15 protein-coding genes, 1 pseudogene and 1 riboswitch are annotated in these 20,384 nt (G+C 70.1%); of the genes and pseudogenes, 11 read left to right on the top strand and 5 right to left on the bottom strand.

The features are described from left to right. Positions 1-122: 122 nt before the first annotated feature. The 5 genes from ABZ915_RS37300 to ABZ915_RS37280 all read left to right on the top strand — a co-directional run bounded on the left by ABZ915_RS37300 (position 123) and on the right by ABZ915_RS37280 (position 8,528). Complete coding sequence (locus tag ABZ915_RS37300; protein ID WP_361812694.1) at positions 123-4,364, top strand: FtsK/SpoIIIE domain-containing protein; 4,242 nt, start codon at positions 123-125, stop codon at positions 4,362-4,364. 164 nt (positions 4,365-4,528) lie between these two features. Continuing rightward, positions 4,529-4,819, top strand: coding sequence for a WXG100 family type VII secretion target (locus tag ABZ915_RS37295; RefSeq protein ID WP_361812692.1), 291 nt, complete (start codon positions 4,529-4,531; stop codon positions 4,817-4,819). Positions 4,820-4,861: 42 nt separating this feature from the next. Next, on the top strand, positions 4,862-6,535 hold the full coding sequence (locus tag ABZ915_RS37290) for a protein kinase (RefSeq protein ID WP_361812690.1): 1,674 nt from the start codon (positions 4,862-4,864) through the stop codon (positions 6,533-6,535). 22 nt (positions 6,536-6,557) lie between these two features. Beyond that, positions 6,558-6,863 carry a hypothetical protein gene (locus ABZ915_RS37285; protein WP_361812688.1) on the top strand — a complete coding sequence of 102 codons (306 nt, stop codon included), beginning with the start codon at positions 6,558-6,560 and terminating at the stop codon, positions 6,861-6,863. A 21-nt stretch (positions 6,864-6,884) separates the two neighbouring features. Next, positions 6,885-8,528, top strand: coding sequence for a hypothetical protein (locus ABZ915_RS37280; RefSeq protein ID WP_361812686.1), 1,644 nt, complete (start codon positions 6,885-6,887; stop codon positions 8,526-8,528). Here ABZ915_RS37280 and ABZ915_RS37275 read toward each other — a convergent pair. After that, positions 8,518-9,345, bottom strand: coding sequence for a helix-turn-helix domain-containing protein (locus tag ABZ915_RS37275; RefSeq protein WP_361812684.1), 828 nt, complete (start codon positions 9,343-9,345; stop codon positions 8,518-8,520). The two genes, ABZ915_RS37280 and ABZ915_RS37275, sit on opposite strands and share 11 nt — an antisense overlap. A gap of 243 nt (positions 9,346-9,588) precedes the next feature. Here ABZ915_RS37275 and ABZ915_RS37270 point away from each other — a divergent pair. After that, positions 9,589-9,906, top strand: a pseudogene (locus ABZ915_RS37270) (hypothetical protein); the annotation flags it as partial. 48 nt (positions 9,907-9,954) lie between these two features. Here the strand turns inward: ABZ915_RS37270 and ABZ915_RS37265 are convergent. From ABZ915_RS37265 to gcvT, 4 genes are all read right to left on the bottom strand, one after another. Continuing rightward, positions 9,955-11,322, bottom strand: a complete 1,368-nt coding sequence (locus ABZ915_RS37265) for an L-serine ammonia-lyase (RefSeq protein WP_361812682.1) — start codon at positions 11,320-11,322, stop codon at positions 9,955-9,957. Positions 11,323-11,378: 56 nt separating this feature from the next. Next, positions 11,379-12,656, bottom strand: a complete 1,278-nt coding sequence (glyA, locus tag ABZ915_RS37260) for a serine hydroxymethyltransferase (protein WP_361812681.1) — start codon at positions 12,654-12,656, stop codon at positions 11,379-11,381. Positions 12,657-12,670: 14 nt separating this feature from the next. Next, a complete protein-coding gene (gcvH, locus tag ABZ915_RS37255) occupies positions 12,671-13,048 on the bottom strand; it encodes a glycine cleavage system protein GcvH (protein ID WP_361812680.1) in 378 nt (125 codons plus the stop codon). A gap of 118 nt (positions 13,049-13,166) precedes the next feature. Further along, entirely contained in the window at positions 13,167-14,285 is a 1,119-nt protein-coding gene (gene gcvT, locus ABZ915_RS37250; protein ID WP_361812679.1) for a glycine cleavage system aminomethyltransferase GcvT, read from the bottom strand. Positions 14,286-14,433: 148 nt separating this feature from the next. Beyond that, positions 14,434-14,532, bottom strand: a riboswitch (glycine riboswitch). Positions 14,533-14,709: 177 nt separating this feature from the next. Here gcvT and ABZ915_RS37245 point away from each other — a divergent pair. From ABZ915_RS37245 to ABZ915_RS37225, 5 genes are all read left to right on the top strand, one after another. Continuing rightward, entirely contained in the window at positions 14,710-15,414 is a 705-nt protein-coding gene (locus tag ABZ915_RS37245; RefSeq protein WP_361812677.1) for an AAA family ATPase, read from the top strand. A 73-nt stretch (positions 15,415-15,487) separates the two neighbouring features. Further along, the gene (locus tag ABZ915_RS37240) at positions 15,488-16,279 is read left to right on the top strand and encodes an enhanced serine sensitivity protein SseB (protein WP_361812675.1); all 792 of its coding nucleotides are present in this window, start codon (positions 15,488-15,490) and stop codon (positions 16,277-16,279) included. Between the two features lie 153 nt (positions 16,280-16,432). After that, positions 16,433-17,233, top strand: a complete 801-nt coding sequence (locus ABZ915_RS37235) for an enhanced serine sensitivity protein SseB C-terminal domain-containing protein (protein ID WP_361812673.1) — start codon at positions 16,433-16,435, stop codon at positions 17,231-17,233. A 341-nt stretch (positions 17,234-17,574) separates the two neighbouring features. Further along, positions 17,575-18,573 (top strand): ABC transporter permease, encoded by a 999-nt coding sequence (locus tag ABZ915_RS37230; RefSeq protein ID WP_361812671.1) that lies wholly within the window; start codon positions 17,575-17,577, stop codon positions 18,571-18,573. Between the two features lie 32 nt (positions 18,574-18,605). Further along, positions 18,606-20,381 (top strand): ABC transporter substrate-binding protein, encoded by a 1,776-nt coding sequence (locus ABZ915_RS37225; RefSeq protein WP_361812669.1) that lies wholly within the window; start codon positions 18,606-18,608, stop codon positions 20,379-20,381. Positions 20,382-20,384 lie beyond the last annotated feature (3 nt).

Here is a 20,384-nt window from a genome sequence, read left to right as displayed (position 1 = left end):
TGTCGGCGGGCAGGAGTGCGCGCACTGTCAACGGGTTTGCGTGTGCTGCCAACGCCTTGCGCCGCCGCCCGCGCCAGACTCGACGAATCCGTCGTCCTGAACCGGGTTGGAGGCACTGCACGGTGCGGATCGTCTGTGTCGATGGTGACGACGAGCGTGACGTCGAGCTGCGGCTCGGCCGACCGGACGCCACCGTCGCCGACCTGGCGACAGCGCTACGCCTGCCTGTGGGGAACGGGCTTCGTGTCGACAGCCGGGTGGTGCGTTCCGACACCGCGCTGAGCGAGTCAGGTCTGGTCCACGGATCGCTCGTGGGCAGCGCCGGCCGGTTCGTCGCCGGCGATCCCGGCAGGCCGGTAGCCGTCCTGTACCTGGTGGGCGGACTGGAAGCCGGTCGCGGTCTGCCGCTCACGGCGGGCCGGACAGTGGTGGGGCGGGGGGCGGAGGCGGACGTGCGGGTCGTGGCGACGGGGACGTCACGACTCCACGCCGTCTTCGACGTATCGCCCGACGGCAGGGCTACCGTCACCGACCTGCGGACCGTCAACGGCACGGACGTCAACGGGGTCAGGATCAAAGCCCACGAGCCGGTCCCCGTCCGGCCGGACGACTTGATCTCGCTCGGCGGTGAGGTCCTGATCCGGGTACGGCCGCCAGACCGTCTCGGCCCCGTGCACCGGGTGAACCCGGTCCGTGAGGCGGGCCCCGGCGGAACCATGCCGTTCAACCGGCCCCCGCGCGGCGGGCGGACCGGCGAAGCACCGCCCATCAGCGTCCCGACGCCGCCGGCGCGCGCCGACAAAGCGCCTTTCAGCGTTTCCAGCATGCTCGGCCCGCTCGTGCTGGCCGGTGGCGCCGTCGCCTTCACCGGCGACCTGCGCTACGCCGCGCTGGCAGCGCTCACCCCACTGATGTTCCTGGGGAACTTCTTCGAGGAGCGGTTGCGCGGCAGATTCACCCTGCGCCGCGAAATGCGCGACTACACCGCCCGACTCGCGGAGTTCGACACGGCACTCGCCCGGCGGCACACCGCGGAGACCGCCGCGCGCCGCGCCGCCCATCCCGACTCCGCGGAGGTGGTCCATCGTGCGACCGCGCCGGGGACCAGGCTGTGGGAACGGCGGCCCGGCGCCGCGGACTTCCTCCGCGTCGTGGTCGGCGTGGCGGACCTGCCGTGGAGCCCGCCGCTGGCGGACCGTCCGGACAGCGAACCCGCGCCGGAGGCGGCGCAGATCCTGAGCGCGCGGGCCGTACTCCCGCTGGTGCCGGTGGAGGCCGGCGTCTCAGCGGGCGAGGCGGTCGGCTTTGAAGGCGACCGGCAGGCCTGCCTGGCCGTCGCCCGGTCGCTGCTGTGTCAGGCGGTGACGGGCAGCGGGCCCGCCGATGTGACGGTGGCGGTCTTCACCGACCCCGGCCGGCTCGCCGACTGGGACTGGACGAAGTGGCTGCCGCACGGCGCCGACGCCCGGTCCGGGACGGCCCGCCTGGTGGCCGTCGGCCCGCAGCAGGCGGAGGCACTGGCCCGGCATCTGCTCGACACCGCGCCCGGTGCGGCGCCGGAGGGCGGAAGAGGAAAGGAGCCCAACCCCCTACTGCTGGTGGTGGTGGACGGGGCGAGCCTGCTGGAGGGCCGCCCGTGCCTGTTGCGGGACCTGCTCGCCGGCACCTCCGTCCGCTGCGGAGGACTGGTGCTCACCACCCGGCTGCCCGCGTTGTGCACGACCGTCGTCATGGCGTCGGCCGAGGGGACGGGCCGGGTGCGCGACGTGGCCTCCGGCGGGATCACCGAGCATGTCCTGCTGGGCGGCATGCCGGTGCCCGAGGCGCGGGAGGCCGCCAGGGCTCTGGCCCGCTTCGAGGATCCCGAGATGCGCATCGAGGGGGCTGGGCTGCCCGACCGGGTCTCGTTGCTCCCGCTGCTCGACCTGGACGCGGTCGACGGCGCGACGGTCGGGGACCGCTGGAGGAAACGGGCCCCCGCCCTGCGTGTACGGGCCGTCCTCGGCGTCACCGAACGGGACGTGTTCGCCATCGACCTCGACGACGACGGGCCCCACGCCCTGATCGCCGGCACCACGGGCTCCGGCAAGAGCGAGTTGCTGCGCACGCTCGTCGCGAGCATGGCCGTCGACGCCGACCCTGAGCACCTGACCTTCGCCCTGGTGGACTACAAGGGCGGTGGGGCCCTCGACGAATGCGCCGCCCTGCCTCATACCGTGGGCCTCGTCACCGACCTGGACGAGCAGCTGAGTGAACGGGCCTTGCGCTGTTTGGAGGCCGAACTCCATCACCGCGAACGTCTGCTCCGTGAAACGGGCCTGAGCCACATACGCGACTACCAGCGACTGCGCGACACCGGACAGGCCGGACTCGAGCCGATGCCCCGACTGGCCGTGGTCATCGACGAGTTCGCCACCCTGGTCAAGGCGCTGCCGGACTTCGTCGACTCGCTGGTCAGCATCGCCCAGCGCGGGCGCAGCCTCGGCGTACACCTGGTCATGGCCACCCAGCGGCCCACCGGATCGGTCAGCGACGCCATCAAGAACAACGTCAAACTCCGCATAGCACTGCGCGTGGAGAGCACCGGTGACTCCCAGGACGTGATCGACAACCCCGCCGCGGCCGGTATCGGCACCCGCCAGTGGGGGCGGGCGTACTACCGGCTCAGCGCGCGGGACGTCCTGCCCGTGCAGACCGCCCTGTCCACCGGCGTCACCCCGGAAAGCGAGGTGACCGCCCCGGTGACCGCCGTGCCGTTCGCACTCGGTACGCCGGTCGCCGCACCGGCCGCACCGGCCGCCGCGGACCCGGCAGGCACCAGCGACCTGCGGCGCCTGGTGACGGCCGCCCGGGAGGCCGCCGAGCTGTGCGGTTTCGCCGCGCCGCGCCGGCCGTGGCCCGACCCGCTGCCCGCGACCGTGCCGGCCGCGGACCTGCCCGCCGTCGCGGAACGCGGTCTGCAGACCGAGACCGCCGTCCTGCCCGCCTACGCGCTCGCCGACGACCCCGACCGCCAGCGGCAGTACCCGGTCGGCTGGGACCCGTCCGCGGGCAACGTGCTGATCTACGGAAGCGGCGGCTCGGGAACGTCCACCGCCCTGGCCGCACTCGCTCTGGCCGTCGCCGTCGCCCAACCGCCCGAGCGGTGCCATGTCTTCGCCCTGGACCTCGGCGCGGGCGGCCTCGCGCCGCTGGCGGGCCTGCCGCACACCGGCGCCCACATCGGGGCGGCCGAACGGGAACGGCAGGTCCGGCTGATCAGACTGCTGCGCCGGGAACTCGACGAGCGCAAGTCACGCGGTGTCGCTGACGCCCCCAACTGGCTGGTCCTGGTCGACAACCTCGGGGCCCTGCTCGCCGACTTCGACAAGGACATGGCCGGGATGAACCTGATCGACGAGCTCGCCCGCGTCTATGCCGACGGCCCCGCCGTGGGCATCCGGTTCGCCGTCACCGCCGACCGCTCCGGCGCCGTCCCCGCGTCATGGGCCGCCCTGACCCTGCAGAAACTGCTGATGCGCATGGCCGACCCGGGGGAGTACGGGTACTTCGACGTACCGCGCGGCTCCGTCCCCGCATATGTGCCGGGCCGTGCGGTCGTGGCCGCCAACCGCCGGGTCGTCCAGATCGCCTGGCCCGGCGACGACCTCGACACGGCCGTCACCGCGACCGCCGCCCGCTGGCCGGGATCGCCCCGCACAGCTCCGCGCATCGGTCTGCTGCCCTCCGACGTACCGGTGACCGGCCTGACGACACCGGCCTCGACGGCCGTCGAACCGTGGCTGGTGCCCATGGGCGTGGACGCCGACAGCCTCGACCGCGCAGCCCTGCGGATGTACGAGCACGAACACGCGCTGATCGCTGGTCCCCAGCGTTCCGGCCGCAGCACGGCCCTGTGCACCATCGCCCGCGTCGTCATGGCCGCGGACACCCCGCCCGCCGTCGTCGCCTTCGCACCACGCCGCTCACCGCTGCGCGACCTGCCGGGCCTCACCGCCCTGGCCACCGCCTACGGTGACCTGGAGCAAGCCCTTCTGCGGCAGACCGGCCCCACCCTGCTGCTGGTCGACGACGCCGACACGGTGGACGACGACCGCGGCGTCCTGGACAACTGGCTCGCCACGGCGGCCCCCGGCAGTCACCTCATCGCCGCCGGCCGCGCCGAAGCCCTGCGCCGCCTCTACGGCCACTGGACCACCCGGACCCGCGACAGCCGCTGCGGTCTCCTGCTCTCCCCCGACCACGACCTCGACGGCGACCTCCTCGGCACCGCCCTGCCCCGCCACGACCAGATGGCGGCGATTCCGGGGCGGGGGTACCTGGTGATCGACGGGGTGGCCAGGGGGGTGCAGGTGGCGTGGTGAGGGGGGCGGCGCACGCTGCGCACAAGGTCAACGAGACGGCGCCGGCGGTCAATGACTTCCGTCCGCGTCGGCGGAAGACTTTTCACGGTCAGGCATTCCGAGGCGCTGCCGAACAGGTCCCGGCGAGTGCCTGATGAACATCCGGATATGAGGAGAGCCATCCCATGAGCCATGACGGACAGCACGTCGGGGTTGACGGAGAAGCACATGCCGCCAGCCGGAAGTTCCTGAGCATCATCCACGGAGGGCTCTCGGAGTCCATCAACCAGTTGGCGTCGGCCGGCAACACATTGAGCGACCGGTCCCACTGGAGCGGCCGGTACGCCGACGAGTTCCGGCAGGCCTGGCAGGGCGCGCAAACGGACCTCCAGAAGATCCGTCAGTCGCTTCAGGAGTTCCAGCACAGGTTCGACAAGGTGCTGAACGACATCTCCACGGCAGGCGGCAACCACTGAACGGGCCGACCGCCACCCGCTTCACCGTGCCTTGAGGAAGTCATGTCCCAGACAGAGCCGTCCCGGTCACCGGCCGAGGAACTGACACCAGCCGACCTCGACCGCCTCGGCGCGCGGCCGCCGCACCGGTCCGACCCGTCGCACATCGGGTCGTACCGGGTGCTGGCCCGGCTCGGTGGCGGGGGCATGGGGCGGCTTCATCTCGCGCGGCACGCGACCCAGGAAGGGGAGTACACAGCCGGATCGCTCGTCGCCGTCAAGGTGATCCGGCCGGAGTACGCCGAGGACGAGCGGTTCCGGCGGCGCTTCGACCGCGAGGTGGCGACGGTACGGCGGGTCCAGGGCATGTGCACCGCGGCGCTGCTCGACTCGGGCTTCGACGACGAGGAACGCCTGTGGATGGCCACCGCGTACATCCCGGGGCTGAGCCTCGCGGACGCCGTGAGCCGGTTCGGCCCGCTGCCGGCACCGGTGGTGTGGCGGCTCGCCCACGAGGTCGGGCAGGCACTGACCGCGATCTCCGCGGCCGGGATCGTCCACCGGGACCTGAAGCCGTCGAACGTGCTGCTGGGTGCCGACGGCGCGCGGGTCATCGACTTCGGAGTGGCACACACCGCCGACACCAGCGCGCTGACGATGACCGGCCAGCACGTGGGCACCCCCGCGTACATGTCCCCGGAGCAGGCCGACGGGCGTGCGGTGGCCACCGCATCGGACGTCTTCTCCCTCGGCTCGGTACTCGCGATGGCCGTCACCGGCACGGCGCCCTTCGGCGAGGGATCGACGGGCGACGTCATCCACCGCGTCATCTACTCGCCGCCGAGCGAGCAGGTGCTCGCCGAGGTGGCGGAGCGCGACGCGTCCCTCGCGGACCTCGTCAACCGCTGCCTGGACAAGGACGCCGAGCTACGGCCGAGCCCGCAGGACATCGTCGACGCCGCGCGGGAGCACACCCTCGCGAAGAGCTGGCCCGAGCCGGTCGCCGAGGTGATCGCCTCCCGTGACACCTGGAGCGGTCGGGCGCCGGTTGTGTCCCCCATGGACCAGCCGACGGTCCTGCGCCGCCCGGAGCCGAAACGGGGCGAGCGGCAGGCGACCGCGAAAAGCCGGCGTTCCTTGGTTCTCGCCGCGGCGGCCGTTGCGGGGGTTGCCGCCGTCATCGCCTTCGTCCTGCCGGGCCACGGGGCCGGCCCGCACGACGCGCTCGCCGGACAGCACGCCTCGGTCACGGCTTCACCGTCGTCGTCCCACCCGACACGGCCCCGCCCCGCATCGTCCGAACCGTCCCCGGCCACGACGGTCACGGTCGCGCCCCAGATGCCGGTTCCGCCGGGCGGAGAGGGGGGAGGCAGAGGAGGAGGGGAAGGCGGAGGAGAAGAAGGGGGAGGCGCGGCCCCCACCACAGCACCGAACCAGCAACCGCAGCCCCGCCCGACCAGGACGGTCACCGCCACAGCGAAGCCGCCCGCCACGAAGCCGCGGAAGTCGTGCACCGCCTACTCCGGTACGGCCCTCACGGTGTACGGGCAACGCAACAACCGGGTGGTGGAGGTCCAGTGCATCCTCAAGGCCCGCGGCTACGACATCGGGTCACTCGGGGTGGACGGCGACTTCGGCCCCGACACCCTCTCCGCGGTCAAGAAGTTCCAGAAGGACCACGGCCTGAGGGTCGACGGCGAGGTGGGGGTGAACACGTGGGGGGCACTGCGGGGATGACCAGTGATTCCGGAGAATTTCAATGACCAGCGCTGAAAAGGTCAACTACGATTTCGCCGCCGCGCAGCAACTGAGCCAGATGCTCACGCAATTGTCCACTAAGCTCAATGATCTCAACAGCCTGCGCCAAAAACTGGGCACTTCCCATCTCGACGCCAGAGGCCAGGAATGGACAGGTAAGAGGCGGGACGAATTCAACCGTGCGATCACGAAGCAGCGCCAAGCCCTGGTGGTGCTGGCCGGGCAGGCACGGCGTCTTCAGGGGGCGGTCGACCACGCCACGACGGAGGCGAGTGCCAGGGTGCGGGACATGCACCGACGTCAATGAACGATGACGAGTGGAGGGCCTGTGCCGACCTCGAAGTCCGACGGCTCAGCATCTGCGACACCGCAGCATCTCTACACCTACTCACAGGTCGCGACACAGGCGGTGAGGAATCTTCAGGAGTGGGTCAGAGGGCCGCTCGCCAACGCAATTGCTGATTACCGAGCCACCGCGGTCGATTTCGGCGGAAACATCCATGGCCTCACGACTGGACTCGACGGTAATATTGACACCGAAGTCATCGGCCGGCTCACAGCGGTGCTGGACACCGACGCCGGAGTCCGGACCACTGGTAAGGATTTCGAATTGGCCGACGCCCACCGGAGTCCGTTGCGGAACGGGTGGGGGCCGACTCCTCCGACGTCGTATCTGACAGTCAGCGACGCGGACCTCGACAGGGCCGCGGCGGCCTCGGGCGCTGCCCTGGCGAAGCGCGTACGCCAGGGACTCGCGCTCCAGGGTGACGGCTTCCTGGCGAACTTCAACCCGTTCAACGTCCTGCTGAACGTCAACGACCCCGTCTACACCGAGTCGTTCCTGCGCAACCTGCCCCAATACGACCTCGTATGGCTGCTGGCGGCGCTCGGTCACAGACCAGAGGAACCGGGAAAAACGGACACGTCGAACACCGTTGTGCAGTTCCTCTTGCAGTTGTACGGCTCCGACATCGACCCAAAACTGCGGAACGCGGCCACCTCTGCGCTGTTCCGGCGCCAGATCGAGGCGGGTTACACGGAGAATTCGTACGACGACGGATCACTGGCCCATGCGCTCCTCGTCGCCCTCCAGGGAGCACCTCCGCAGACACAGGTGCACTTCGCCCAGAGTTTGGTCAGTAATCCGACGCAACTGCGCATGTACCTCGCTGGCATCCAGCACTGGGGAAGCGACAGGGCGGCCTCCCAGCGGTTGTTTTTGTCGGTGCTCACCCCGGCGCTCGGTGCCATGAGCTCCGTCGAGGCCCGAGAACTCGGCACCCTCGTAGGCCAGAACCTTCCGAAGCTGAACACAACGGAGTTCACTGCGATTCTTCCCCAGCTGACGGAGTTCTACTCTGCGGCCGTGGCACGCGGCATCGAACCAGCCCCGGCGGGCGTCGACCTTTCTCATTGGGCCGGCACCGAACCGGGCGAACGGACGTGGGCGCTGCTCGAGCCTTTCTTCAAGGCACTCAGGACAGCCGATCCCGACGTCAGGCATGTCAACATGGTGATCAAGAGCACCCTTCAGAACCTCTATCTGGGCGAAGTCACCCAGGACATGCCCAAGCCCAGTGGAGAACTCCTGCAGGGGCTCATCTCGACGGAGAATCTGGATCCCATCAAGTCCCTGATTCTGGACAGGCTCCTGAAGGATCAAAAGGGGCCGGATCATCTCGAGGTCGTCGGCCTCAACGCCTCTCTGCTCGCCATCGGCGAGAAGCGTCTGGTCACCCAGCTGCTGCTGCAGCGGAAGATCTACAGGCCGGGAGCGCGTCATGCGCTGGAGCTGACCGGAAGCGACAGTGACTACTGGCTCCTCAACGACATTCTGAGGAATCCGGCCCAGTACAAGCTGGGCCGCTCGAAGGACCCTAATATGAGCACTGTCGAGAATCTGATCACACAGTTCGAGGGCAGAGACAAAACCGGCCTGCTGAGCCTGCTCGAAAAGGTGGTCAAGAAGTAGGGGGACGCCGACCGGCCCGACGGTACCGGGCAGGCGAGACCCCGTAAGCCCTCTTGAAGGCCCGGCAGAACACCGCCGCGTCCTGGAAGCCCCACCGGGCCCGGATCTCGCCCACGCTGAGGTCGGCGTACGCCGGGTCGGCCAGGTCGGCGCGGCAGCGTTCCAGGCGTTCTGTCCGCAGGAAGCCGCTGACGGTCTGCTTGTCCTGCTGGAAGAGGCGTTGAAGGTAGCGCACCGAGATGTGGTGGGCGCGGGCGATCCTCGCCGGCGACAGGGACGGGTCGTCGATGTGGCGGAGGATGTATGCCTTGACGGCGTCCACGAGTTCGGCCTGCCGGGATCGCACCGGGCTCGCCGCGCTCGTGACGAAAGCGGCGGCGAGGTCGAGCGCCGCGTCCCCGACCCGGCCCGCCGACCGGCACTGGAACATCTCCGCCTGTGCGGTGACCTCCTCCATGAAGCGCGCGAGCACGGCCGCCGGCCCGCGGTCCGCGGGCATCGGCTGCCGCACGAGATCCCGCAGCTGGCGGTCGGAGACTGCCAGCGCCTGCCGCGGCAGATGCAGCGTCAGCAGGCGGAACGGCTCCGCCCCGGCCGGAACGGCGGCGTGCAGTGCCTCGGAGGGCGGCCAGACCACCAGGTCGCCCGGGTGCAGCAGGACGGCGTCCGGCGCCCGGCCCAGGGCCAGCGGACCGTCGCAGGCCAGGCCCAGCACACACTCCGGCCGGGCGTTGTCGCCGGCCGACGGGGCCGCTCCCGGTAGCGTCACCGTCATCCGTACCGACCCGAGCTCGATGTCCCCGTCGGCGTAACCCATCGCGCAGCCCACTGCTGCCCCCGTTCCCCGTGAGGCCCGTGCCGGGCCGCTGTTCCGGTGTCGATTCCAGCGGCCCGCGAATTGTTCGGCACCCCGTTCCGGTACCTGAATCAATGGCTGAGCTCAATGGCTGAGCTGCTGGGCCCGAGAGTCGACCAAGGGGGCATGCCATGAGGGGCGTCCTGAGCAGCCGGTCGATCCCGAGGCGGGGCCGGTGCAGCGGCGGGCGTACGAACCGCGCGCGTGACGCGAGGCGGCGGACAGCGCGGCCTATCGGGCGACGGCGGCGTGCACCGAGGCCGGGGCCGGCAAGGAGGAGGCCGCGGTACCGCACCCGGACGACGACGCGACCTGGGCGTCGTAGCGGGGCCTGGCGCGGTTCGGACCGGGTGCCCGCGGCTCATCGCCGACCTGCTGCGCGTGGTGCGCGGGCACCGGTTCAGCGCCGTGGCCGGCGTCTCCGGCTGCGGCAGGTCCTCACTGCTGCGGGCCGGTCCGATCCCCGCCCTCCGGGAGCCGGACGACGACGGAGGGCTCCCCGCCGCTGTCCGGAGGCGGCACCGTCCCGCTCACCGGCGCCGCAGAACACGCTGGTCGGGGTCTGCTTCCCTAGCACTCGATGATGTTCACCGCGAGCCCGCCCCGGGCCGTCTCCTTGTACTTGACGGACATGTCGGCGCCGGTGTCCTTCATGGTCTTGATGACCTTGTCCAGGGACACCTTGTGGGAGCCGTCGCCGCGCATCGCCATGCGGGCGGCCGTGACCGCCTTGACCGCGGCCATGCCGTTGCGCTCGATGCACGGGATCTGGACCAGGCCGCCGACGGGATCGCAGGTCAGGCCGAGGTTGTGCTCCATGCCGATCTCGGCGGCGTTCTCCACCTGCTCGGGGCTGCCGCCGAGGACCTCGGCGAGGGCGCCGGCCGCCATGGAGCAGGCGGAGCCGACCTCGCCCTGGCAGCCGACCTCGGCGCCGGAGATGGAGGCGTTCTCCTTGAAGAGCATGCCGATGGCGCCCGCGGCGAGCAGGAAGCGGACCACGCCCTCCTCGTCGGCGCCGGGGACGAAGTTGACGTAGTAGTGCAGGACGGCCGGGATGATGCCGGCCGCGCCGTTCGTGGGGGCGGTGACCACACGGCCCCCGGCGGCGTTCTCCTCGTTCACGGCCATCGCGTAGAGCGTGATCCACTCCATCGCGCGGGCCAACGGGTCGCCCTCGGCGCGCAGTTGCCGGGCGGAGACGGCGGCCCGGCGCCGTACCTTCAGGCCGCCCGGCAGGATGCCCTCACGGGACATGCCGCGCGCCACGCAGGCCTGCATCACGCGCCATATGCCGAGCAGGCCCTCGCGGATCTCGTCCTCGGTGCGCCAGGCGCGCTCGTTCTCCAGCATCAGGGAGGAGATCGACAGACCGGTCTCGCTCGTCAGGCGGAGCAGTTCGTCGCCCGTGCGGAAGGGGTACTTCAGGACCGTGTCGTCGAGCTTGATGCGGTCCGCGCCGACCGCGTCCTCGTCGACCACGAACCCGCCGCCGACCGAGTAGTACGTCTTGGACAGCAGCTCGGCCCCGGACGCGTCGTACGCCCAGAGCGTCATGCCGTTCGCGTGGTACGGGAGCGCCTTGCGGCGGTGCAGCTTCAGGTCGTCGTCGAAGGAGAACGCGATCTCGTGCTCGCCCAGCAGCCGAAGACGCTTCGACGCCTTGATCGCCTCGACCCGGTCGTCCGCCGCCTCCACGTCCACCGTGCGCGGCGAGGCGCCCTCCAGACCCAGCAGCACCGCCTTCGGGGTGCCGTGGCCGTGGCCGGTCGCGCCCAGGGAGCCGTACAGCTCGGACCGTATCGACGCGACGGACTCCAGCACCCCCTCGTTGTGCAGACGCCGGGCGAACATACGGGCCGCGCGCATCGGGCCGACGGTGTGGGAGCTCGACGGGCCGATGCCGATCGAGAACAGGTCGAAGACCGATATGGCCACGGGAACTCCTTGGAAAAGGGTGGGGGCACACGCCGTCGGGTGCCCCCACCAGGGAACTACTTGTTCAGACCGGGGTAAAGCGGGTGCTTGGCGGCAAGTGCCTCGACCCGGGCCTTCAGGGACTGCGCGTCGGCCGCACCGAACGGAGAAGGCGCCTTGAGCGTCTGGGCGATCACGTCCGCGACCTCGGCGAAGTCCTCGGCCGTGAAGCCGCGGGTCGCCAGGGCCGGCGTACCGATCCGCAGACCGGAGGTGACCATAGGCGGACGCGGGTCATTCGGGATCGCGTTCCGGTTGACCGTGATGCCGACCTCGTGCAGCCGGTCCTCGGCCTGCTGTCCGTCCAGCTCCGAGTCGCGCAGGTCGACCAGGACCAGGTGGACGTCCGTACCGCCGGACAGGACGTTCACCCCGGTCTCGCGGACGTCCGCCGCGCTGAGCCGCTCGGCCAGCAGCCGCGCACCCTCCAGCGTACGACGCTGGCGCTCCTTGAAGTCCTCGGAGGCGGCGACCTTGAAGGAGACCGCCTTCGCCGCGATCACGTGCTCCAGGGGACCGCCCTGGAAGCCCGGGAAGACGGAGGAGTTCAGCTTCTTCGCGAAGGCCTTCTTCGCCAGGATGATGCCGCCGCGCGGACCGCCGAGGGTCTTGTGGGTGGTGGAGGTGACCACGTCCGCGTGCTCCACCGGGTTGGGGTGGAGACCGGCGGCGACCAGGCCCGCGAAGTGCGCCATGTCGACCCACAGGTACGCCCCGGCCTCGTCGGCGATCCGGCGGAACTCGGCGAAGTCCAGCTGCCGCGGGTACGCCGACCAGCCCGCGATGATCACCTTCGGCCGGTGCTCCTTGGCCAGCCGCTCCACCTCGGCCATGTCGACCAGGCCGGAGTCGTCGACGTGGTAGGCGACCACGTCGAACTGCTTGCCGGAGAAGTTCAGCCGCATGCCGTGGGTCAGGTGGCCGCCGTGCGCCAGGTCCAGGCCGAGGATCGTGTCGCCGGGTTGGGCCAGCGCGAACAGGGCGGCCTGGTTGGCGGAGGCACCGGAGTGGGGCTGCACGTTGGCGTACTCCGCGCCGAACAGCTCCTTGACTCGGTCGATGGCTATCTGCTCGGCGACGTCGACGTGCTCGCAGCCGCCGTAGTAGCGGCGGCCCGGGTAGCCCTCGGCGTACTTGTTGGTGAGGACCGAGCCCTGGGCCTCCATCACCGCGAGCGGCGCGAAGTTCTCCGAGGCGATCATCTCGAGGGTGGACTGCTGGCGGTCGAGCTCGGCGTCGACCGCGGCGGCGATCTCCGGGTCGAGTTCGTGCAGGGACGTGTTCAGGACGGTCATTCGGCTACGACTCCTCAGCCGGCGTTCTGGGCGGTGTACTCGTCGGCGGAGAGCAGGTCGGCCGGCTCCTCCGTGACGCGGACCTTGAACAGCCAGCCGCCCTCGAAGGGGGCGGAGTTCACCAGCGACGGGTCGTTGACGACGTCCTCGTTGGTCTCGGTGACCTCACCGGTGACCGGCGAGTACAGGTCGGACACCGACTTGGTCGACTCCAGCTCGCCGCAGGTCTCACCCGCGGTCACGGTGGAGCCGACCTCGGGGAGCTGGGCGTAGACGACGTCGCCGAGCGCGTTGGCCGCGAACTCGGTGATGCCGACCGTCGACACGCCGTCCTCGGCGGCCGACAGCCACTCGTGCTCCTTGCTGTAGCGCAGCTGCTGGGGGTTGCTCATGGCCTGAATTCTCCTGTACGCGCGGGAGCGCTGATGAAGGGGGGACTGCTGTGAACGCGTGTGATCAGCGGGAAGGTGCGCGGGGCCACGTCCGGACGCCGGGACCCGCGCTCAGTGTCTACTTCTGGCGCTTGTAGAACGGCAGCGCGACGACTTCGTACGGTTCGTGGCTGCCCCGGATGTCCACGCCGACACCCGGCGTACCCGGCGCCGCGTGCGCCGCGTCGACGTAGGCCATGGCGATGGGCTTGCCCAGCGTGGGGGAGGGCGCACCGGAGGTGACCTCGCCGATCACCGTGCCGCCGGCGACGACCGGGTACCCGGCGCGCGGCACCCGGCGGCCCTCGGCGACCAGGCCGACCAGGACGCGCGGCGGGTTCTGCTCGGCGCGCGCGGCGGCCTCGGCCAGCGCCTGGCGGCCCACGAAGTCGCCCTCCTTCTCGAACTTCACCACCCGGCCGAGCCCGGCGTCGAAGGGGGTGAGCGAGGTGGTGAGCTCGTGCCCGTACAGCGGCATGCCCGCCTCCAGGCGGAGCGTGTCCCGGCAGGACAGGCCGCAGGGCACCAGCCCGACGCTCTCGCCGGCCTCGCTCAGCGCCTGCCACAGCTCGACGGCGTGCTCGGGCTTCACGAAGAGCTCGAAGCCGTCCTCGCCGGTGTAGCCGGTGCGCGCGATCAGCGCCGGGACGCCGGCGACGGTGCCTGGCAGGCCCGCGTAGTACTTCAGGCCGTCGAGGTCGGCGTCGGTGAGGGACTTCAGGATGCCGGGGGACTCGGGGCCCTGGACGGCGATCAGGGCGTAGGCGTCCCGGTCGTCGCGGACCTCGGCGTCGAAGCCGGCGGACCGCTCGACGAGCGCGTCGAGGACCACCTGGGCGTTGGAGGCGTTGGCCACGACCATGTAGTCGGTCTCGGCCAGCCGGTAGACGATCAGGTCGTCCAGGATGCCGCCGTCGGCCCGGCAGATCATGGTGTAGCGGGCGCGGCCGACACCGACCGAGCCGATGTTCCCGACGAGGGCGTGGTTCAGCAGGTCGGCCGCCTGGGCGCCGGTCACGGTGATCTCGCCCATGTGGGAGAGGTCGAAGAGCCCGGCCCTGGTCCGCACCGCGACGTGCTCGTCGCGCTCGGAGCCGTAGCGCAGGGGCATGTCCCAGCCGGCGAAGTCGGTCATGGTCGCGCCGAGCGAGCGATGCAGGGCATCGAGCGCGGTACGGCGGGGTTCGGCACTGCTCATCGGACGGTCGTCTCCCAAAGGCGTGACGGGCGAGGTCGTTCCTCCCCATCTGTCATCGGAACCTGAGAGGTTCGCCTGACCACAGGAGTGATCACGGCTTGCACCTTGGGTGGAGCCACTGACACAGCGGCCCGCTTTTCAGATGTGCCTCGCCCGCGCGGTAACGGGGCCTGAGAGATTCAAGGGAGGGACTTGCTCCTTCGGCGCCCCGGTGAAGCTTTGCCGGGGACTCTCCCGCGCGGATTCAAACGGCCGGTATGCAGTTGGCGGGCTCATCATTGCACGCCCCGCCCCGGCCCTCCAGAGCGTGCCGTTTGTGACCGGGCTGTGGCAGTACGCGCACGGAAACCGGAGACGCCGTGTATTACCTTCTCTTTACATTTGGTGGGGAGAACCTTTCCTGACCACAGGGAGGACGATCACGGTGAACAGGACCTCGGCCTACGCCACGACCACGGGCGTCGCGTTGCCCCGGCAAACCGCCGCCCCGGCCCGCGAGCGGTGCGACGAGTTCCCCCACCCTCGGCTGCGCTCGCGCGGGGGAACCCCCATGGCACCGGTCGTCCGCGACCTGCGGGACCGCGCGGGACGCAGTCCGCACGGCCTGCTCTTCGGCCCCCGCGACCTGGTGGTGGTCACCGGCCTGCCCGGCAGCGGCAAGTCGACGCTGATGCACCGCGCGGTCCAGGGCCCGCGCATCGACTCCCAGGACGCCCGCGACCGCTGGGAGCGCCGCATGCCCGGCTTCCTGCCCTACGCGGTGTACCGCCCCCTGGTCCGCCTCGCCCACTACGCCGGACTGCGCCGCGCCCTGCGCTCCGGCGAGGGGGTCGTCGTGCACGACTGCGGCACGCAGGCCTGGGTGCGCGACTGGCTGGCCCGCGCGGCCCGCCGCCGGGGCGGCACGCTGCACCTGCTGATGCTCGACGTCCCGCCCGACACGGCCCGGGACGGCCAACGCGAGCGCGGCCGGGGCGTCTCCCGGTACGCCTTCCTGCGCCACCGCACGGCGGCCGCCCGGCTGCTGCGCACGGTGGAGCAGGGCGAACTGCCCCAGGGCTGCGGCTCGGCGGTCCTCCTCGACCGGGCCGCGGCGGACGTGCTGCGCAGAATCGGCTTCGCGGGCTGAGACCCTCCTGGCCGCGCACAGGTACCCGCTAGCCTTTCAGCCACAACAGTTGGTCCCAGCAGGCGGTAGGCAGATGGACTTCCCGGCGGACTTTCCCGCGGACTTCCCGGCACAGACACACCCCCATCCGCACAGCGGTTGGCCCGGCAACGAACTGGAGGAGGTGCTGTCGGCCTCGTTCGGCATCCCCGCGGCCGGGGGCCGGATCATCGAGGTGCTGAGCCGGAGCTACCTCTGGATCCCGCTGCCCAACGGCGGCGGACCCGGCAGCGGCCCGCTCGACCTGCCCACCATGGAGATCGACGGCCAGGCGTACGTGCCGGTGTTCAGCTCCGAGGAGCAGTTCCGCCAGGTCGTCGGCGCCCACATCGGGTACACCGTCGCCCCCGCCGTGGAGTTCGCCCGCGGCCTGCCCCCGCAGGTCGGCATCGTCGTCAACCCGGACGGCATGGTCGGCGTCCCGCTCCCGCCGGAGGCCGTGGCCGAGCTGTCCCGGGCCGGCCGTACCCCGCTCGACGGCCCCACGAGCGGTGGCCGCGTCCGCCTCTTCGAACCCGACTGGCAGGACGACCCGGTCGACTTCCTCGCCGCCGCCTCCGCCGAGTTCGAGCGGATCGGCGTCGTCCGCACGGCCCGCCGCTGCCTGGCCGCCGTCGAGACGGCCGACCCGGTCATGTTCATCGGCGTCGAACTCTCCCGTTGGGAGGGCGACCTGCGGGCCCTGCCCCTGGACGCCCTGGGCAGGGCTCTGGGCACGGTCCCGGTGCGGTGGCCGGTCAACCTGGTCCTGCTGGACGTGACCGACGACCCGGTGGCCGACTGGCTGAAGACGACCGTCCGGCCCTTCTACCAGCACGGCAACTGAAGCGCCCCCCGAGGGGCGCGGGGCCGTGTCGACACGCGGCCCGGAGCACAAGCCACACACAACCCGCACTCGCCGACGGACACTAAGCCGGGAGCTTCCAGGCGCTTAAGCTGTTTCCACACGCGGGGCGACTTCTCGAAGGGGCGGTAAAAGGTGAGCGCGAGCGGCACCGCTGCGACCGGACAGGTCGAGCACATGCTGCGCCAGGTGACGCCCGGGCGTTACGACGCCTACGAGGCACTCCTCAGGGCGCTCGCGACCCCCGCCTCCGGCCAGATCTGGATGCTCCTGTGGCACGGCCAGGCCGGTTCCCCCGACGCCCAGTACGGGAACATGGAGGTGGAGGGCTTCGGCTACGCGCCCTGTGTCACCTCCGCCCAGGAGCTGTCGGCCAGCGGCTGGAACCGCTCGTACGAGGTGATCGACGCGGTCGACGTGGCCCGCACCCTCTACCCCGACCACTTCGGCCTCTGGCTCAATCCGCACGCCCCGGGCGGCGGGGTCGGCATCCCCTGGCTCGACCTGCGCCGGATCGCCACCGGCCTGGACCGCCAGCCCGCCGGCCCGCTGCGGCTGTCGGAACCCGGCATCGAGGTCCCGCAGTTCTACGCCCTGCTCGCGCAGAACGCCCACCGCACCCAGGCCGTCCGCTCGCTGCGCCGCGCCTGGGTGCAGCCCGCGCTCGGGGCGCCGTACCTCGCCATCGGTCTGGACGTGTACGACACCTCGCCGCCCGCCGTGGACTCGGTGCGCGCGATGATGCAGCAGTCCGTCGGGGCGGTCCCGGACGGACTGCCGGTGTCGACCGTCGTGCTGTCGGACGAGTACGACCCCGTCGTCATGTGGATGCGGGCCAACGCCCGCCCCTTCTACGACCGTGAGGCGCACGCCCCCGCCCCGTCCACGGCACCCGCCGCCGGGTACGGTTATCCGCCGGCGCAGGGTGGTTACTGAGCGGATCGGGCCTTCGCGGTCTGCCCACGGGTTTCACAGGGCCTACATATTTCTCCGCGCGTAGATCACTGACGATGGTCCCGATCTGTCCGGTATAACACTTTTGGCCCAACTGGCATGCGTCCGGGGTGTGTTACCCACTGTTCGGATAACGGAATCCTCCGCACAGCATCACGGTTGCGCATACTTTCCCCGTCAGCTCTGGCGGGTGATCGCGACGAAGCTGAAGACTCGCGACTCAGACGCAAGGTCGAGGACCTCGTGTCCGAGAGCAAGTCGACAAAGCCGCAATCCGCGGCAGGCGCAGGCCGGTCACCACCGGCGAGAGGGGTCAGGTCACTGTGACCGCACCGATCGAGACCACCGGGGCGGCAGCCGAGGCACAGCCGGAAGCTGTGCTCGCGGGTGCCGGTAAGGGGCAGATCGAGGGCCGTTCCCTGGGGCAGATCGCCTGGACCCGGTTCAAGAAGGACAGAGTCGCCGTCGTCGGCGGCGTCATCGTGATCCTGCTGATCCTCATCGCGATCCTCTCGCGCCCGATCCAGGCGATGTTCGGCCTCGACCCCAACGCCTTCCACCAGGACCTCATCGACGCCAACACCTCGCTGCCCAAGGGCGGCATGGGCGGCATGAGCGCCGATCACCCGCTGGGCGTCGACCCGAAGTTCGGCCGCGACATCGCCACCCGCATCCTGGAGGGCTCCTGGGTGTCGCTGGTGGTCGCCTTCGGCGCCACGATCCTGTCGAACGTGATCGGCGCCATCATGGGTGTCGTCGCCGGCTTCTACGGCGGCCGGGTCGACTCGGTCATCAGCCGGCTGATGGACACCTTCCTCGCCTTCCCCCTCCTGCTCTTCGCCATCGCCATCTCCGCCACCCTCCAGGGCGGCGCGTTCGGCCTCAACGGACTGCCGCTCCACCTGAGCGTGCTCATCTTCGTCATCGGCTTCTTCAACTGGCCCTACCTGGGCCGGATCGTGCGAGGCCAGACCCTCGCGCTGCGCGAGCGGGAGTTCGTGGACGCCGCCCGCGGCATGGGCGCCAAGGGCCCGTACATCCTCTTCCGCGAGCTGATGCCGAACCTGGTCGGCCCGATCATCGTCTACTCGACGCTGCTCATCCCGACCAACATCCTCTTCGAGGCGTCCCTGAGCTTCCTCGGCGTCGGTATCCAGCCCCCGCAGGCGTCCTGGGGCGGCATGCTCCGGGAAGCCGTCACGTACTACCAGGTCGATCCCCAGTACATGATCGTGCCCGGACTCGCCATCTTCATCACCGTCCTCGCGTTCAATCTGCTCGGCGACGGTCTCCGCGACGCTCTCGACCCCCGCAGCCGCTAGGCAGCTCCCGAGAGCCCATCAAGTTTCCGATCATGGAGGGGAAGCAGACCATCATGCGAAGGTCAGCACTGGCCGCGGTTGCGGCCATCGGCTCCGCCAGCCTGCTCGTTGCAGGTTGCAGCAAGGCCGATGACAACAAGGACGGCGGCGCGCCGAAGGCGGCCGGTGCCAACAAGGCGACCACGGGTGTCGTCAACGCGTCCGACAAGAAGGGTGGCACGGTCACCTACGAAATGTCGGACGTGCCGGACTCGTTCGACCCGGGCAACACGTACTACGCGTACATGTACAACCTCAGCCGGCTCTGGGCGCGCCCGCTCATGACGTTCGAGCCCGGCCCCGGCGAGAAGGGCAACACCCTCGTCCCGGACCTCGCCGCGAGCAAGGGTGTCTCAAGCGACGGCGGCAAGACCTGGACGTACAAGCTGCGTTCGGGCCTGAAGTACCAGGACGGCACGCCGATCACCTCGAAGGACGTCAAGTACGCCGTCGAGCGGTCCAACTTCGCGCGTGACGTGCTCTCGCTCGGCCCGAACTACTTCCAGCAGTTCATGAAGGACGGCGACAAGTACAAGGGTCCGTACAAGGACAAGAGCGCCAAGGGCCTGTCCTCGATCGAGACGCCGGACGACACCACGATCGTCTTCCACCTGAACCGCTCCTTCCAGGAGTTCGACTACCTGGTGGCGGCCCCGCAGACGGCTCCGGTGCCGCAGGCCAAGGACGACGGCGTCGACTACGTCAAGCACATCGTGTCCTCCGGCTCCTACCAGTTCCAGAGCTACCAGGAGGGCAAGCAGGTCGTCCTGGTCCGCAACAAGAACTGGGACGCGAAGTCCGACCCGCTGCGCAAGCAGTACCCGGACAAGATCGTCGTCAACCTGAAGGTCAACGCGGAGACGATCGACAAGGACGTCCAGTCCGGCGACGCCACGGCGGAGCTCACCGGCATCGGTGTCGGCGCCTCCACCCAGGCCAGCCTGCTCAACTCCGCGGACGGCAAGGCCAGCACCGACAACGCCTACGGTGGCCGCCTCGTCTACGCGGCGCTGAACACCAAGGTCAAGCCGTTCGACAACGTCGAGTGCCGCAAGGCCGTCCAGTACGCCATCGACAAGGTCTCCGTGCAGACCGCCGAGGGCGGCCCGATCCGCGGTGACGTCGCCACCACCGTGCTCCCGCCGGACATCACCGGTTACCAGAAGGCCGACGTCTACGCGACGCCCGGCGACAAGGGCGACGTCGCCAAGGCCAAGGAGCACCTGAAGGCCTGCGGCAAGAAGACGATCACGACCAACATCACGGCCCGCTCCGACCGCCAGCAGGAAGTCGACGCGGCCACGGCGATCATCAGCTCGCTGAAGAAGGTCGGCATCAACGCCAGCCTGAAGCAGTTCCCGCAGGGCAAGTACTTCACCGACTACGCGGGTGTGCCGAAGTTCACCGAGAAGAACAACGTCGGCATCATGATGATGCAGTGGGGTGCCGACTGGCCGTCCGGCTACGGCTTCCTCCAGCAGATTCTGAACAGCAAGGCCATCAGCCAGTCCGGCAACACGAACCTGTCGCAGTTCGAGAACAAGGACGTCGACGCCAAGCTGGCCCAGGCGATCGCCAACCCGGACGTGGCAGCGCGCAACAAGCTGTACGCCGAGATCGACAAGACCACCATGGACCAGGCGGTCATCGTTCCGCTGACCTACTTCAAGGTCCTGCTGTACCGCTCGCCGTGGGCGACCAACGTGACCTCCACGTCGGCCTTCAGCGGTCAGTACGACTACCTCAACCTCGGCACCACGAAGAAGTAGCAG

The organism is Streptomyces sp. NPDC046915, assembly GCF_040644935.1.
Taxonomy (GTDB): Bacteria; Actinomycetota; Actinomycetes; order Streptomycetales; family Streptomycetaceae; genus Streptomyces.
The sequence above is the reverse complement of the archived record's forward strand: the minus strand, read 5'-3'. Positions and strand labels throughout refer to the sequence as shown.